Below are 226 nucleotides of genomic sequence, written 5' to 3'. Positions count from 1 at the left end.
GATCACGAGGGAGAAGTGCTGGAAGCCTTTGTTTCCAAGCGACGCGATCGCAAGGCAGCTTTGGTTTTCCTTAAGAAACTTATGAAACGATATGGAAAACCTCATGCGATTGTAACGGACAGATTACGGTCATATCGTGCCGCTATGACTTTGATTGGAAACAAAGATATCCAGGTAACTGGGCGTTGGAAGAACAATCGTTGTGAAAACTCCCACCTGCCATTTC

1 protein-coding gene is annotated in these 226 nt (G+C 45.6%); it reads left to right on the top strand.

What is annotated here, in order from left to right:
- The coding region (locus GQE98_RS13885; RefSeq protein ID WP_161316326.1) for a DDE-type integrase/transposase/recombinase at positions 1-226 on the top strand (226 nt) is incomplete at both ends.

The sequence above is a fragment of the Sneathiella litorea genome (assembly GCF_009882915.1).
Lineage (GTDB): Bacteria > Pseudomonadota > Alphaproteobacteria > Sneathiellales > Sneathiellaceae > Sneathiella > Sneathiella litorea.
This window is presented reverse-complemented; position numbering and strand designations above follow the sequence as displayed.